The organism is Streptomyces sp. NPDC039424 (genome assembly GCF_055639495.1).
Map to the genome: position 1 here is coordinate 70,707 of NZ_JBVKAI010000005.1, position 13,660 is coordinate 84,366.

18 protein-coding genes and 1 tRNA gene are annotated in these 13,660 nt (G+C 73.2%); 13 read left to right on the forward strand and 6 right to left on the reverse strand.

The genetic code is table 11. The features are described 5' to 3' along the window. Positions 1 to 9: 9 nt before the first annotated feature. The 5 genes from ACZ7L0_RS14590 to ACZ7L0_RS14610 form a co-directional block, all read right to left on the reverse strand. Positions 10 to 1,812 (reverse strand): copper resistance CopC/CopD family protein, encoded by a 1,803-nt coding sequence (locus ACZ7L0_RS14590; RefSeq protein ID WP_471242804.1) that lies wholly within the window; start codon positions 1,810 to 1,812, stop codon positions 10 to 12. Positions 1,813 to 1,953: 141 nt separating this feature from the next. Beyond that, the gene (locus tag ACZ7L0_RS14595) at positions 1,954 to 2,715 is read right to left on the reverse strand and encodes an SDR family NAD(P)-dependent oxidoreductase (protein WP_471242805.1); all 762 of its coding nucleotides are present in this window, start codon (positions 2,713 to 2,715) and stop codon (positions 1,954 to 1,956) included. After that, on the reverse strand, positions 2,712 to 3,185 hold the full coding sequence (locus ACZ7L0_RS14600) for a cupin domain-containing protein (RefSeq protein WP_471243208.1): 474 nt from the start codon (positions 3,183 to 3,185) through the stop codon (positions 2,712 to 2,714). Before ACZ7L0_RS14600 ends, ACZ7L0_RS14595 begins: the two co-directional genes overlap by 4 nt. Before the next feature lie 7 nt (positions 3,186 to 3,192). Then, positions 3,193 to 3,813, reverse strand: a complete 621-nt coding sequence (locus tag ACZ7L0_RS14605) for a GNAT family N-acetyltransferase (RefSeq protein WP_471242806.1) — start codon at positions 3,811 to 3,813, stop codon at positions 3,193 to 3,195. Continuing rightward, positions 3,806 to 5,896, reverse strand: a complete 2,091-nt coding sequence (locus ACZ7L0_RS14610; protein WP_471242807.1) for a penicillin acylase family protein — start codon at positions 5,894 to 5,896, stop codon at positions 3,806 to 3,808. Before ACZ7L0_RS14610 ends, ACZ7L0_RS14605 begins: the two co-directional genes overlap by 8 nt. A 140-nt stretch (positions 5,897 to 6,036) precedes the next feature. Here ACZ7L0_RS14610 and ACZ7L0_RS14615 point away from each other — a divergent pair, with 140 nt between their 5' ends. From ACZ7L0_RS14615 to ACZ7L0_RS14640, 6 genes are all read left to right on the forward strand, one after another. After that, on the forward strand, positions 6,037 to 6,621 hold the full coding sequence (locus ACZ7L0_RS14615; RefSeq protein ID WP_471242808.1) for an HhH-GPD-type base excision DNA repair protein: 585 nt from the start codon (positions 6,037 to 6,039) through the stop codon (positions 6,619 to 6,621). A gap of 634 nt (positions 6,622 to 7,255) precedes the next feature. After that, positions 7,256 to 7,927 (forward strand): HdeD family acid-resistance protein, encoded by a 672-nt coding sequence (locus ACZ7L0_RS14620; RefSeq protein ID WP_471242809.1) that lies wholly within the window; start codon positions 7,256 to 7,258, stop codon positions 7,925 to 7,927. Continuing rightward, on the forward strand, positions 7,924 to 8,241 hold the full coding sequence (locus ACZ7L0_RS14625; protein ID WP_471242810.1) for a hypothetical protein: 318 nt from the start codon (positions 7,924 to 7,926) through the stop codon (positions 8,239 to 8,241). Before ACZ7L0_RS14620 ends, ACZ7L0_RS14625 begins: the two co-directional genes overlap by 4 nt. A gap of 55 nt (positions 8,242 to 8,296) precedes the next feature. Beyond that, complete coding sequence (locus ACZ7L0_RS14630) at positions 8,297 to 8,419, forward strand: hypothetical protein (protein ID WP_471242811.1); 123 nt, start codon at positions 8,297 to 8,299, stop codon at positions 8,417 to 8,419. Positions 8,420 to 8,585: 166 nt separating this feature from the next. Continuing rightward, positions 8,586 to 8,882: a type II toxin-antitoxin system VapB family antitoxin gene (locus ACZ7L0_RS14635; RefSeq protein ID WP_003999914.1), complete on the forward strand. Its 297-nt coding sequence runs from the start codon at positions 8,586 to 8,588 to the stop codon at positions 8,880 to 8,882. 121 nt (positions 8,883 to 9,003) lie between these two features. Further along, the gene (locus tag ACZ7L0_RS14640; protein ID WP_471243209.1) at positions 9,004 to 9,627 is read left to right on the forward strand and encodes a LytR C-terminal domain-containing protein; all 624 of its coding nucleotides are present in this window, start codon (positions 9,004 to 9,006) and stop codon (positions 9,625 to 9,627) included. 60 nt (positions 9,628 to 9,687) lie between these two features. Here the strand turns inward: ACZ7L0_RS14640 and upp are convergent, their stop codons facing one another. Next, positions 9,688 to 10,323, reverse strand: coding sequence for a uracil phosphoribosyltransferase (gene upp, locus ACZ7L0_RS14645; protein WP_471242812.1), 636 nt, complete (start codon positions 10,321 to 10,323; stop codon positions 9,688 to 9,690). 124 nt (positions 10,324 to 10,447) lie between these two features. Here upp and ACZ7L0_RS14650 point away from each other — a divergent pair, with 124 nt between their 5' ends. The 7 genes from ACZ7L0_RS14650 (at position 10,448) to ACZ7L0_RS14680 (ending at position 13,654) form a co-directional block, all read left to right on the forward strand. Continuing rightward, entirely contained in the window at positions 10,448 to 10,639 is a 192-nt protein-coding gene (locus tag ACZ7L0_RS14650; RefSeq protein WP_471243210.1) for a hypothetical protein, read from the forward strand. A gap of 315 nt (positions 10,640 to 10,954) precedes the next feature. Next, complete coding sequence (locus ACZ7L0_RS14655) at positions 10,955 to 11,482, forward strand: tRNA adenosine deaminase-associated protein (RefSeq protein ID WP_471243211.1); 528 nt, start codon at positions 10,955 to 10,957, stop codon at positions 11,480 to 11,482. A 38-nt stretch (positions 11,483 to 11,520) separates the two neighbouring features. Then, complete coding sequence (gene tadA, locus ACZ7L0_RS14660) at positions 11,521 to 11,952, forward strand: tRNA adenosine(34) deaminase TadA (protein WP_471243212.1); 432 nt, start codon at positions 11,521 to 11,523, stop codon at positions 11,950 to 11,952. Between the two features lie 45 nt (positions 11,953 to 11,997). Further along, positions 11,998 to 12,082 (forward strand) — tRNA-Ser (locus tag ACZ7L0_RS14665). An 87-nt stretch (positions 12,083 to 12,169) separates the two neighbouring features. Then, on the forward strand, positions 12,170 to 12,349 hold the full coding sequence (locus tag ACZ7L0_RS14670; RefSeq protein WP_471242813.1) for a hypothetical protein: 180 nt from the start codon (positions 12,170 to 12,172) through the stop codon (positions 12,347 to 12,349). A gap of 5 nt (positions 12,350 to 12,354) precedes the next feature. Beyond that, entirely contained in the window at positions 12,355 to 12,648 is a 294-nt protein-coding gene (locus ACZ7L0_RS14675; RefSeq protein WP_471242814.1) for a Dabb family protein, read from the forward strand. 184 nt (positions 12,649 to 12,832) lie between these two features. Next, positions 12,833 to 13,654: an RNA polymerase sigma factor SigF gene (locus ACZ7L0_RS14680; RefSeq protein ID WP_471243213.1), complete on the forward strand. Its 822-nt coding sequence runs from the start codon at positions 12,833 to 12,835 to the stop codon at positions 13,652 to 13,654. The last annotated feature ends 6 nt before the right edge of the window (positions 13,655 to 13,660 follow it).

Genomic DNA, 13,660 nt, shown 5'->3' on the forward strand with positions numbered 1-13,660 from the left:
ACTCCCCCGCTACCGGGCGATCCGCACCGTCTTCGACGCGCTCACCTGGTCCACGTCCGACACCCGCACCGTCGCCTTCACCGTCCAGGTGCCGGGGATGGGGAGGTTGAGGGCGTCGGTGGCCCAGTAGCCGCCCTGGTCGGTGACCTTGGCGTCGATCGGGCCGATCTTCTGGGCGGGGAGGGTGAAGGAGAGGCGGAGTTCGGGGACGGTGGAGAGGCCGCCGTCGGAGCCGTAGATCACCGCCTGGACGGCGTTGCGGCCGACCCGGCCGGGGTCCAGGGTGAGCTGCACCGTGCCACGGCCGCCCGAGGTGCCCACGTCGAAGGGGATCATCGTGACGGACGCGACCGGGAGGCCGTTCGACGACGGTGCCGGGCCGTCCGCCGCCGCCTCGGCCGCCGCCCGGCCGGGCAGGGTCCCGGTCAGCACCGTGGTGACGACCAGTACGCAGACGCCGACCGCCACTTCGGCCAGCACCGAGCGGCGCAGGCCGCGGTGCGTGTCGTGGGGGACGGGCGGCGAGGAGGGCGGCGCGGACCCGCCGTCCTCGGGCCCCGGACCGGCCTCCGGGCCGGGGTCCGGGAGCGTCTCGCGTGCTCCGACCGGCTCCGGGACCCGTTCCCGTACCGCCCCGGGCACCTCCACCGCCGCCAGCCGTGCCGTCCACCGGCGCGAGCCGCCCGCCAGCGCCAGCAGCAGCGCCACCGCGACGAGCTTGACGGCGAGGAGCCGGCCGTACGTGGTGTCGGCGAGCGCCTGCCAGGAGCCCAGGCCCCGCCAGGACTGGTAGACGCCGGTGACGACCAGGACGCTCACCGAGGCGAAGGCGAGGCGGGAGAAGCGGGTCACCGTGGCCGCCGGGACGGTGGCGGGCGGACGGGTCCGGTACAGGGTGAGGAGCAGCGCGCTCAGGCCGCCGAGCCATACCGCCATCGCCAGCAGGTGCAGCAGGGACGAGGTGATCGCCACCGGCACCTGGATCCCGGCCGAGGCGTGTTCGGCGGCGGCCCAGGTCACGGCGAGGGCGACGGCGAGGACGGCGCCGGCCGCGAGGGCGGGGCGGGTCCAGGTGGCGCGTCGCCGCCCCCACAGCAGGAGGGCGCCCACGACGAGCAGCAGGGCGAGGCGGGCCAGCAGGAGCAGGCCCGGGCGGCCCGTGGCCGTGCGGGCCAGCGCGGACGGGTCGAAGGCGGTCGCCGGTGAGGTGCCCGCCTCGTACGGGGCGCGCAGCAGGAACAGCACCACGGTGGTCGCGGCCAGCGTCCACCAGCCGATCCGGACCGGCTTGCGCAGGGGGGTGGTGTCGGGCGGGCGGCAGACCGCGGCGAAGGTCAGCGAGCCGATCAGCAGCGCCATGGCCAGGTACGCGAGGTAGCGCGCCATGTTGTGGAGGCTGCCGGTGGCGGGGTCCTCCGTCGGTCCCGTGTCCACGGGGGCGGTGGTCGCGGAGGGCTTGCCGATCGAGAAGGTGAAGGCGCCGGACACCGGGTGGCTGTCGGCCGACACCACCCGCCAGGCGACGGTGAAGGTGCCGGTGCCGAGCTTCCCGGGCAGGCTGATCCGGGCGGTGTCGGAACGGCCCGGCGCGTGTCCGGGCTCGCCCGTGGAGATCCGGTGGTTGGTGGGGTCGTACACCCGGAAGGAGTCGTCGAGCAGGCCGACGGACTCGGTGAAGGTCAGGGTGAGGTACCGGGGGGCGGACTTGACGACGCTTCCGTCGCCGGGGTCGGTGGAGCGGAGGGCGGCGTGGGCCGACGCGGGTCCGGCTCCGCCGAGGACGAGCAGGACCAGCATGGTGCCCAGCAGCACCAGCCCTGGAATTCGCCGGGTTCCGCCATGCGCTCCACCGCCTCGCCCTCGGCCGTATCGTCCCAGTACTCCGCCCACGTCACCGCTCCGTCTTCGGACTCGCGTACTTCCCCGTAGGTACGCGGGAAACCCCGGTCGCGCTCACCACGTGGGCCGCGCCGACACTCCGCCGTCCACCACGAGGTCGTGGCCGGTGATCCAGGAGGCCAGCGGGGAGGCGAGGAAGACGCAGGCGTCACCGACGTCCTCGGGGCGGCCCAGCCGTCCGGTGGGGGCCGCCTCCCGCCAGCGCCGCACGCCCTCGGGCCAGGCCTCGGCCAGGCCCGCCCGGTCGATCAGGCCGGGCGAGACGGTGTTGACGCGGATGCCGTGGGGGCCGTACTCCAGGGCCGCCGCGCGGGCGTGCATCACCACGGCCGCCTTGGCGGCGCTGTAGTGGGCGTGGCCGGGGGCGGGGTGGGCGGCCTCGATGGAGGCGATGTGGGTGACGCTGCCGCCGCCGCACTCGCGCATGACCTCGGCGGCGGCCTGGGTGCAGGCGAAGACGCCGGTCAGGTTGGTGTCCACGACCGCCCGCCACTCGGCGGCCGTCATCCCGGGCAGTGGCCGGACCGGCTGCACGCCCGCGTTGTTGACCAGCGCGGTCAGCCGCCCGCCGCCCCACTCGGCGGCCTCGTGGACCAGGCGCCGGCAGGCGTCCTCGTCGGTGAGGTCGGCCTGGAGCACGACGGAGCGGGCGCCGGAGTCCTCGATGCGCGCGGCCAGTTCACGCGCCGCCTCCAGCGCCGTACGGCAGTGGACGGCGACCGCCGCCCCCTCCTCGGCGAACCGCAGCGCGATCCCCCGGCCGATGCCGCCGCCGGCGCCCGTGACCAGCGCGACCTGTCCCTGAAGCAGCGTCACGGTCGGCACAGTTCCGCGATCCGGGCGGCCTCGGACGGATAACGCGCCGTGAGGTCCGCCGCGTTGCCGTGTTCGTACCCCGCATAGGTGAATCCGGGCGCCATCGTGCAGCCGAAGAAGGCCCAGGCGCCGTCCGCCGCCACCCGCGCGCCCATCCAGGTGCCCGCGGCCACGACGAGTTGCGGGTGCTGCCCGGCGAGGACGTCCGGACCCAGCACGGGGCTCGACGACGTCCCGTCGGGGGCGAGGAGCAGGAGGCGGAGGGGGTCGCCGAGGTAGAAGTGCCAGACCTCGTCGGTGGGGAGGCGGTGCAGGGCCGAGTAGTCGTCCGCGGTGAGCAGGGCGACGATCGCCGAGCCCTCGGGGCGGCCGTCGGCCCGCTCCGGCCCCGCCCAGGTGCGCCGGAAGAGGCCGCCCTCGCGCGGGATCGGCTCCAGTCCGTAGTGGGCGACCAGGGCGTCCGGCGTCAGTGGTCCGTCAGGAGTCACCGTCATCCGGGAAGGCTACCTGCCGGGTGAGGAACGCCAGTTGGGCGTGCTTCTCGGGCAGGTACACGTCCGGGATGTCGATCTCCGGCAGCACGACCGCCTCTCCCGCCTCGAACCCCTCCTTGAGGAAGCGGGCGACGGCCTTCTCGTTGCGCACGTCGGGGTCGACCACCACCCGGTGCCGGTCCAGGCCCAGCAGCACGTACGAGGCGATCGCGGTCAGCAGCGCCGACGACCAGCCCGACCGCTCGCCCCCCGCGCCGGCCGGCGCGAGCAGCAGGTGGATGCCGATGTCGCCGGGCCGGACCTCGTAGCACTCACCGACCCGGTCGGCCTCCGGCTCGTACGTCTGCAGGAGCCCGGCCGGTGCGCCGTCCCTGACCACCAGGAAGGCGTGGTGGGTGTCGAGCGTGTCCATGTGGGCGTATATCTCGGCGACCTGGTCCCGCGTCAGGCCGTTCATGCCCCAGAAGGAGGCCCGCTCCTCGCTCACCCAGGCATGGATCACCCCGGCGTCGGCGTGCGGGTCGAGGAGCAGGACGCGGACGGTGCCGAAGCCGTCGATCACCTTCTGGTGGACGGCCGGACGGGCGGCGTACGGGTCAGACATCGGTCTCCTTCTCCAGTAGGTCGAAGTCGGTCACGACGGGGACGAGGTCCCCGGCGAGCCACAGCGGGAGCTGGTCGTCGTGGTGGGGCGAGCCGGGCACGCCCGAGGCGCCGAACGGGACCACCCACCGGCTGTCCTCGCGCCGGGCCAGGTCCCACACGTACCGGGCGGCCGGGCCACGGGCGCTCAGGTCGGTGAGGCCGGGCACGGCGGAGGTGCACAGCACGCAGTCGTGGTCGCCCGACAGACCCGGCCCGTCGTACGGGCTCATGGGCAGCGCCCGCCAGGGGGCGAGCCGGTGGGTGTCGCCCCAGGTGCCCGCGGGCGCGGCGGCGGCGACCTCCTCGACGGCCGCGCGGACGGCGGCGGGGCGGTCGACGCCGTACAGGTCCTCGGCGGCCAGCAGGTGTTCCAGGGCGAAGCCGATGCGCGGGAGCAGGGCGAGCCAGGGGAGGAGGACCTCCGGGTAGGCGGGCGGTTCGGCGAGGGCGGCGAACGCCGGGTGCGCGGCGAGCCGGCGTACGACCGCGCCGCGCACCGCCGCGTAGAGGGCCGCGTCCGTGCTGGTCGCGTCCATACGGCGGTCCCAGGCGAGGAGCCGGTCGCGCAGTCCGGCGGCCTCGGGGGACAGTCCGTCCAGGGCGGCGAGGTGGTCCAGCAGCGGGGCGGCGGAGGCGAGATGGGTGTCCATGTGGACGGCCGGCAGGTCGCCCGGCGACCACTGGTCCTTCTCGCGCAGCAGGGCGGTGATGCGGTCGGCGCGGTGCGGCGGGGCGAACTCGACGCCGAGCGGGGTGGCGGGGCCGCGCTGGTTGGCCATCACCGCGACGCCGTCGGTCAGGCCGCCGCGGGGGGTGTCGTGCCAGCCCCGCCACTCGTGGCCCGGCTCCCAGGCGGGCACCAGCCGCACCCGGTTGGCCTCGGCCCGCACCGGCACCCGGCCCGCGACCCGGTGCAGCAGCCCGCCCTCGGTGTCGGCGGCCTGGACGACGTTGACCGGCTCGGCCCAGGCGTCCAGCGCGCGGTCCACGTCGGCGACCCGGCGGGCCCGCAGGAGGGGCAGCAGGGCGCTGAAGCCGAGGTCCTCGGTGACCCGGGGCGGGTAGCGGAGGGCGAGGGCGGTGGGCGTTCCGGTGCTCTCCGGTCCGGGGTCGTGTCCGTCGAGGCCCTCCGGACCTCCTGCGATCACCGGGCCCCGCCCGGTCTCGATCACCTCCACCTCGACCGGCTCCTCGCCCGCGACCGCCACGGTCTCCGTGTGCCGGTCGGCGCGCTGCCAGGTGCCGTCGGGGCCGAGGGCCTCGATGCCCGCGCCGGTGCGCCTGAGCCGCTCCCGGTAGAGGTCCTGGTAGTCGGCCATCGCGTTGGTGATGGCCCAGGCGACCGTGCCGGTGTGGCCGAAGTGGGCGATGCCGGGGATGCCGGGGACGGCGAGGCCGACGACGTCGAACTCCGGGCAGGAGAGGTGGATCTGCTGGTAGACGCCGGGGTTCTCGATGAAGCGGTGCGGGTCGCCGGCGATGAGGGCCTGGCCGGTCGTGCTGCGCTCGCCGGCGATCAGCCAGCCGTTGCTGCCGGAGGTGCCGGGGCCGTCGGTGGCGAACAGGCCCACGGCGCCGGGGCCCAGGTGCCGTACGGCCTGATCGCGCCAGAGCTTGGCCGGGAAGCCCGCGAAGAGGATGTGGGTGGCCAGCCAGACGCCGAGCGGGGTCCAGGGCTCCCAGCGGCCGGGGGTGAGGCCGGTGCGGGCGAACTCCGGGGCGGTGGCGCCGGCCAGGCCCTCGTTGACGCCGTCGGCGTACGCCCGCACCCAGTCCGCCGTCTCCGGGTCCCGGGCCTCCAGGGCCGCGAAGCAGCGTCCGGCGGTGTCGGCGAGGCGGGCCCGTCTGGCGAAGATGTCCCAGGCGAGGGCCTCGGCGCCGAGGAAGGATGCCGAGGTGCCCTGGGCGCGGTGGCGCTCGACCTCCAGCTGCCAGGCCCGGTCGCGGGCGGTGACGCGGCCCTGGGCTCGGGCGAGTTCACCGGCGCTGTTCGCGCGCAGGTGCGGAATTCCCCAGGCGTCGCGGTAGATCCCGGTGATCACCCCTGTGCCCCCACTTTCCTTTAGGTTAGCCTTGCCTAAGTTTGACACTGCTGGCGAGATCGTACGCGAAAGGCGACCACCCGGTGCCCGCCCTCGGGTACTGGCGCGCGTCCTGACCTGGACCGCGCGATCATCTAGGCATGGACGCCACCCTGCACCTCGCCCAGGACCCCGAGGCCGATGAGCTCCTCGGGCGGTCCCCGCTCGCCGCGCTGACCGGGATGCTGCTGGACCAGCAGGTTCCGATGGAGTGGGCGTTCAAGGGGCCGTCCACCATCGCCCGGCGGATGGGCGCCGACGACCTCGACGCGCACGACATCGCGGCCCAGGACCCGGAGGCCTTCGCGGCGCTGCTCTCCGAGAAGCCGGCCGTGCACCGCTACCCCGGGTCGATGGCCAAGCGGATCCAGCAGTTGTGCCGGTACCTCGTCGAGCACTACGACGGAAACGCCGAGCTCGTCTGGAAGGGCGTCGACGACGGCCGCGAACTGCTCCGCCGGCTGCAGGAACTCCCCGGCTTCGGCAAGCAGAAGGCCCAGATCTTCCTGGCCCTGCTCGGCAAACAGCTAGGCGTCCACCCCGAGGGCTGGCGCGAGGCCGCGGGCGCCTACGGCGAACCCAGGTCCTTCCGATCCGTCGCCGACATCACCGGCCCGGAGTCCCTGGCCAAGGTACGCGCCCACAAACAGGAACTGAAGGCAGCGGCGAAGGCCTCCGGCAAGTAGGTGCGGACGGGGTGCCCTTGGGCGCGTTTGCAGGGCGAGGCGCTCCTGGGGGGCGGTCGGGCCGGGGGCGTCTCGGGTGACCGCGCGCCGGATGACCGAACGGCCACGAAACCCCTGTCAGGCGGCCGGCCCACGCCGAACGGCCGGGCAGCGGCAACGTCACCGGACGCCTCGGGCGGCACAGCCCTCCGCCCTTTCGGGCCGCCGCTACGGGGAAGAGGTGACGGGTCGGCCAGGCGGCGGGTGCGGGCAACGGCTGCCGCGCCCGGTTCCGGCGGCAGCGACGATCAGCGCCGTGACCCACGCCGTACGAAAAAGCGGCCCCACGCACGCGTGAAGCCGCGCTCGGCCCGGCGCCCTCCGGGTACCGCGGCAACCAAGAACACTCCTCGACCCGGCGATCCGCGCCCGGCGGCAACCCGTTCCGGAAGGAGGCCCCCGCCCGACGCCGGAGGAGACGCCGGGGCAGCCGCCCCCGTCAGGCTGCCCCGGTCCGGCAGCGAACGCCCCGAAAGACCCGCACGCCCCACCACCGCAAGGCACCCGGAGAACCCCCGCCCCGCCGGGGTGTCGTCGTCAGTCGGGCGGACCCGTTCGGGTGGCGGGGTGGGGCGGGGCGGGCCAAGCATGGAGCATGACCGAGTCTCCGAGCAGTGATCCGACCTGGGGGCGGGAGTTCGACGACCGGACCGTCCATCACACGCCCGGCCGCGCCGCCGGGGGCCATGAGCCGGAGCCGCCGTTCGAAGGGCCGCTGCACGCGCTGTCCCGGGCAGCCTGGCAGGTGGTGCTGCTGACCGGCGTCGCGTCGCTGATCCTGGGTGTCCTGGTGCTGGTCTGGCCGGGCGCCTCCCTGCTCGCGGCCGGGGTGCTCTTCGGGCTGTACCTCCTGATCAGCGGCGTGTTCCAGCTGATCTCCGCCTTCGGCACGCACAAGGCGACCTCGCTGCGCGTGCTGGGGTTCATCAGCGGCGCCCTGTCGATCCTGCTGGGACTGTTCTGCTTCCGCGGCCCGATGCAGTCGATCCTGCTGCTCGCCCTGTGGATCGGCATCGGCTGGCTGATCCGCGGGATCACCCAGACCCTGGCCGCCGCCCACGACAGCACCGTGCCCGCCCGGGGCTGGCAGATCTTCCTCGGGATCGTCACCTTCGTCGCCGGGATCGTGCTGATCGTCTCGCCCTTCGAGTCGGTCGCCGTGCTCACCCTCGTCGGCGGCTGTTGGCTGGTGGTGGTCGGCGTGGTGGAGATCGTCACCGCGATCGGGATCCGGGGCCGCGCCCAGCAGGTCCCCCGCTCGGTGTGATCCCGCCCCGCCGCCGCCCTCGTGGCCGCGCCTGGCCGCGGGTGCTCGTCCTGCTGTTCGCCCTGATGCTGCCGGGCGCCCACACCGAGGTGTACGCGGCGCCCGCCACGTCCATGGCGACCGCCGAGTACGACGCACTCGACTCGGCGCTGCGGCCACCGGCCTGCTCCGCCCACCGCCCCGCCGTACCCGCGCGCCCCGCGCCCTTCCCGGACCCGGCGCCCGCCGCGCCCGCCGCCGCCCAGGTCCGCCCCGCGCCACCGCGGCCCCCGTACGCCCTGCACGCCCTGCGCTCGGTGGTCCTGCGCTGCTGACCGGCCCCGTTCCCCGGAAGGCCAAGTCGGTACGACGCACGCAAGGAAGACAGCCATGTCCACAGACCCGTACGCGGTCCTGCGCGCCCTGCTGCGCGCGGAGGCCGTCCGCAACGCGCCCGAACGAGAAGCGCGGAAACCGCAGCCGCAGCAGCCTCCGAAGAAACGCGACAGCTGACACGCCGGCGGAGGCGGCCCATCGCCTCCGCCGCCGTCCACAGCCTGTGCGTAACCCCGGCACAGCGACAGCACCGCCCGGTATGACCGATATACGGCGTCATTTCCAGCGCGGCACTACCCCGCTGAGGCTGCGCCCGGAACGTCTTGACCGGTAGGCTTTCCGTGTGATCTTCAAGCGCATCGGAAACGGCCGGCCGTACCCCGACCACGGCCGGGAAAGCACCCGGCAGTGGGCGGATGTCGCGCCGCGCCCGGTCCGCCTCGATCAGCTGGTGACGACCAAGGGGCAGCTCGACCTGGAGACCCTCCTCGCCGAGGACTCGACCTTCTACGGCGACCTCTTCGCGCACGTCGTGAAGTGGCAGGGCGACCTGTACCTGGAGGACGGCCTGCACCGCGCGGTCCGCGCGGCACTCCAGCAGCGCCAGGTCCTGCACGCACGCGTGCTCGAACTCGACTGATCACCCGGCGTAAGACCGTCGCCCTTTCGGGTTCCGCCGGTCGGCATCGAATGATCATCTAGTAGGAATCGCCGCCCGGGCGCACTACGCTGCGCCCATGAGCATGCTGACTCCCCCCGGCATGGGTGGCCAATACCGGATCACGGGGGGCAAGTACCCGCGGATGCGCCCTCCCCGCAGGCGCGGCAGGCTCGTGTTCCTGGCCGTCGCCTGCGCCGCCGTACTCGGTGTCACCGGCTGGGGCACCCTGCAGCTCATCGACGTGTTCACCGGCGGCGACAAGAAGGCCGACGCGGCCGGCTCCGGGGACCGGTGCACGACCACGACCAAGGCGAGCCCCGTCGCGGGCACCAAGGCCCTGCCGAAGCCCGGCGGGATCACCGTCAACGTCTACAACGCCACGGCCCGTACCGGCCTGGCCAAGGCCACCGCGGACGAGCTGAAGAAGCGCGGCTTCCGCATCGGCGAGGTGGGCAACGCGACGAAGCAGTACGACAAGAAGGTCAAGGGCGCCGGGATGCTCCTCGGCCCCGCCTCCGCCCTGAACACCTCGCTGCCGGTCGTCGCCGCCCAGCTCGCCGGGGCCGAACAGCGGACGGACGCCGCCCGAAAGGGCGAAGCCGTCGACCTGATCCTGGGCGACCGGTTCGGCAAGCTCACCGAACGGGCTGACGCCGACAAGGCCGTGGCCAAGCTGACCGCGCCCGCGCCGACGTCCGCCGCGACGAAGAAGAAGAGCTGCTGAGGCAGAAGAGCTGCTGAGGCAGGAGCGGGGCCCCGGGCGGGGCCCCGCGACCCGGAACGCCTACTCCGCGGCGCCGTACAGCCGGTCGCCCGCGTCGCCCAGGCCGGGGACGATGTAGCCGTGCTCGTTGAGGTGGTCGTCGACCGCGGCCGTCACGACCGTCACCGGGGTGCCCGCCAGTTCGCGCTCCATGACCTCGACGCCCTCCGGCGCGGCCAGCAGCACCACGGCCGTCACATCGTCGGCGCCGCGCTTGATCAGCTCCTGGATCGCCGCGACCAGCGTGCCGCCGGTGGCCAGCATCGGGTCCAGGACGTACACCTGGCGGCCGGAGAGGTCCTCCGGCATGCGCGAGGCGTACGTGGAGGCCTGCAGCGTCTCCTCGTTGCGGATCATGCCCAGGAAGCCCACCTCGGCGGTCGGCAGCAGCCGCGTCATACCGTCCAGCATGCCCAGGCCGGCGCGCAGGATCGGCACGACCAGCGGGCGCGGGCGGGCGAGCTTGACGCCGGTGGTCGCGGCCACCGGCGTCTCGATGTCGACCTGCTCGGTGCGCACGTCACGCGTCGCCTCGTAGGCGAGCAGGGTGACGAGCTCGTCGGCGAGCCGACGGAAGGTCGCGGAGTCGGTGCGCTGGTCGCGCAGCGTGGTGAGCTTGTGGGCGACCAGGGGGTGGTCGACGACGTGGAGACGCATGCCCATAACAGTAACCGCGCCGCCCCGCCCCTGGCGCTGGCATCAAACCGCCCGTCCGAGGGAAAGTGGAGGGACGGACTGGGGTGGTGTGACTGTGCCTGACCTGCCGAAGAGCGAATCCGACATACCCGAGGACGCCGCCGGAACCGACGCACGCGTGTCGCCGCCGGAGACGGACGCCGCGCGCAGGCGCCGCCGGGCCCAGTTCCTGCGCGAGCTGGCCGAGGCCCGGGCGCTGCGGGACCGCGTCCAGCCGCGCCGTGCCAAGGTGGCCCGGCTGCGGCGCCAGATGCGCATGCGGACCTTCCGCTGGTAGCCAAGTTCCCCCGGTTACCGGGAGTTCCCCGCAAGGCTGTGCGTGGAGCGCGGGAAAAGCCGCGTACGATCCGCAGGTGGCGGCAACGAGTGCGCTGGTGACCGCGTCGCGGTCGCGTGGCCGACCCCGCGCGTCCGTACAGCGGATCCATGCGATCGAAACAGCCAGACACAGGGAGCCGAAGACGTCCCCTGAACGCCTTGTTTCTGCCACGATTCCGAGTGGGTGGGGCTCGGAGCCTGAGCTCTCTCCGCCCAAGAACCTCCGCCGGGGGGACCCCCAACCGGCACGCCTATGACCAGTGGGAGAGTCACGGTGTACTTCGCCGCACTGCTCGCGCGCACCGAAGACGGGTGGGAAGCGAGCGACACAGAGCTCGACGATGTGGAAACCCTGTCGGATCTGGCCGACCTGGCCCGGGAAGCCAATCCCGACGACGACACGGTGCTCGTTCTGATCGAGCAGGAGGACGCCTGGTTCGGTGTCGTCCGCGTGGACGGCGAGGACGACCCTCGCATCTACGTCTCCGACGCCGCCGCCGCTGCCCGCAGTGCGTACGGCGAACTGCTGCTCACCGACGAGCTGCTGGGCCGGGAGCCCGGCTCCGACGGCCCCGACCTGGACGCGCTCGACCTCGACGGGACCGAGGACGGCGAGTCCGACGACGACGACGAGGACGGCACCTCCGCCGACGCGGTACCGCACAGCCCCGTCGGGGACAGCGAGATCCTCGACGACCTGGGCATCGGCGAGAAGGAGCTGCGCGCCCTGGACGCGGAGGACGCGCTGGGCACGATCGCCGAGGCCCTGGGCGCCTCGGAGGTGCTGGAGACCGTCCGCTGAGCGCCCCGGACCCGGTGCGCGACCGCTGGCGGGACGCGATGCGGCTCGCCCTGGACGAGGCCCGAACGGCCGTCCGGGGCGGGGACGTGCCCGTCGGCGCCGTCGTGCTGTCCACGGACGGTACGACGGTGCTCGCGGCCGGGCACAACGAGCGCGAGGCCACCGGCGATCCCACGGCCCACGCCGAGGTGCTCGCCCTGCGGCGGGCCGCCGCCAAGCTGGGCGAGTGGCGGCTGGCCGGGTGCACGCTCGTGGTCACGCTGGAGCCGTGCACGATGTGCGCGGGCGCGCTGGTGCAGTCCCGTGTGGAGCGGGTGGTCTACGGCGCCCGCGACGACAAGGCGGGCGCGGCCGGTTCCCTGTGGGACGTGGTCCGCGACCGACGGCTCAACCACCGGCCCGAGGTCGTCGAGGGCGTACTGGCCGAGGACTGCGCGCGCCTGCTCACCGAGTTCTTCCGGGACCGCTGAATACCGATTTCAAACCACGGCACACCTTGCTGTAAGGTCTCCCTCGGTAGCGTGTCCGAGCGGCCGAAGGAGCTCGCCTCGAAAGCGAGTGTGGCGCAAGTCACCGAGGGTTCAAATCCCTCCGCTACCGCTCTGAAAAGGGCCCCGTCCGACGGACGGGGCCCTTTGTGCGATTATCAACACCGCTCGGGCCAGTCAGCGACAGGGGGAGGCCGCGGTGGCGGTGAACGCCAAGAAGATCGCCGTGTACGTGCTCGTGGTCTTCGCGCTGTACGTGATCATCACGGACCCGGCCAAGGCCGCCGACTACGTCCAGATAGGGTTCGAGGGCATATCGGACGCCGCCAAGGCCATCGGCGACTTCATGACGTGGATCGCCAACGGAGGAGAGAGCTAGAGCCCATGATCCGCCACCTGGTCCTGTTCAAGCTCAACGAGGGCGTCGGGCGCGACGACCCCCGGGTCGTGGCGGGGGAGGCGGCCTTCCGCGGCCTCGACGGCACCATCGCCGAGATCCGCCACTGGGAGCTGGGCTGGAACACCAGCGACCGGCCCATCGCGTACGACTTCGCCATCAACTCCGCCTTCGACGACGCGGACGCGCTGCGCCGCTACGTGGAGCACCCGGAGCACCAGGCGGGTGTCGGCCTGTGGCGGGAGTTCGCCACGTGGGTGATCGCCGACTACGAGTTCTGAGCGGCGGCCCGCCGCGGCCCTGTGAGCCCTCCGCCGGAAAGGCGGGGGGCTTTCGTGCGCCGTGAGGGTGGTTTTTGCCCCAACTTGCCCTCAACACGGCGTTATGCGGTGCTTGCACACAGTGCACATGTCTTGTGATGCTATGACCGCTTTTGACGGATGATTGACCTATGAAGAGGTGGCGTTGACCGTGTCGGCCAGTACTGCGCCGCCCCAGGAGGAGGCCCCCGCCCCCGAGAAGCGCCGCGGCGCCGACACCCGCGCCCTCACCCAGGTGCTCTTCGCCCAGCTCAAGGAGCTCCAGCCGGGCACCCCGGAGCATAACCGGGTGCGCGGCGCGCTGATCGAGGCGAACCTCCCCCTCGTCCGGTACGCGGCCGCCCGCTTCCGCTCCCGCAACGAGCCCATGGAGGACGTGGTCCAGGTCGGCACCATCGGCCTGATCAACGCCATCGACCGCTTCGACCCCGACCGGGGCGTGCAGTTCCCGACCTTCGCGATGCCCACGGTGGTCGGCGAGATCAAGCGGTACTTCCGGGACAACGTCCGCACCGTCCACGTACCGCGCCGGCTGCACGAGCTGTGGGTACAGGTCAACAGCGCGACCGAGGACCTGACGACTGCCTACGGGCGCACCCCCACCACCGCCGAGATCGCCGAGCGGCTGCGCATCAGCGAGGAGGAGGTGCTGTCCTGCATCGAGGCCGGACGCTCCTACCACGCGACCTCGCTGGAGGCCGCGCAGGAGGGCGACGGACTGCCGGGCCTGCTCGACCGGATCGGCTACGAGGACCCGGCCCTGGACGGGGTCGAGCACCGCGACCTCGTACGCCATCTGCTGGTCCAGCTCCCCGAGAGGGAACAGCGAATTCTGCTCCTGCGCTACTACAGCAATCTCACCCAGTCTCAGATCAGCGCGGAACTCGGCGTCTCCCAGATGCATGTCTCCCGGCTCCTCGCGCGCAGCTTCCAGCGGCTGCGTTCCGCCAACCGAATCGAGGCATAGGCCGAG

What these genes read in the sequence shown, in the direction of transcription:
- ACZ7L0_RS14605 (WP_471242806.1), bottom strand. Translation starts at nt 3,813, where the DNA reads ATGTCTGACCCGTACGCCGCCCGTCCGGCCGTCCACCAGAAGGTGATC.
- ACZ7L0_RS14615 (WP_471242808.1), top strand. Translation starts at nt 6,037, where the DNA reads ATGGACGCCACCCTGCACCTCGCCCAGGACCCCGAGGCCGATGAGCTC.
- ACZ7L0_RS14620 (WP_471242809.1), top strand. Translation starts at nt 7,256, where the DNA reads ATGACCGAGTCTCCGAGCAGTGATCCGACCTGGGGGCGGGAGTTCGAC.
- ACZ7L0_RS14630 (WP_471242811.1), top strand. Translation starts at nt 8,297, where the DNA reads ATGTCCACAGACCCGTACGCGGTCCTGCGCGCCCTGCTGCGCGCGGAG.
- ACZ7L0_RS14640 (WP_471243209.1), top strand. Translation starts at nt 9,004, where the DNA reads ATGGGTGGCCAATACCGGATCACGGGGGGCAAGTACCCGCGGATGCGC.
- upp (WP_471242812.1), bottom strand. Translation starts at nt 10,323, where the DNA reads ATGCGTCTCCACGTCGTCGACCACCCCCTGGTCGCCCACAAGCTCACC.
- tadA (WP_471243212.1), top strand. Translation starts at nt 11,521, where the DNA reads ATGCGGCTCGCCCTGGACGAGGCCCGAACGGCCGTCCGGGGCGGGGAC.
- ACZ7L0_RS14675 (WP_471242814.1), top strand. Translation starts at nt 12,355, where the DNA reads ATGATCCGCCACCTGGTCCTGTTCAAGCTCAACGAGGGCGTCGGGCGC.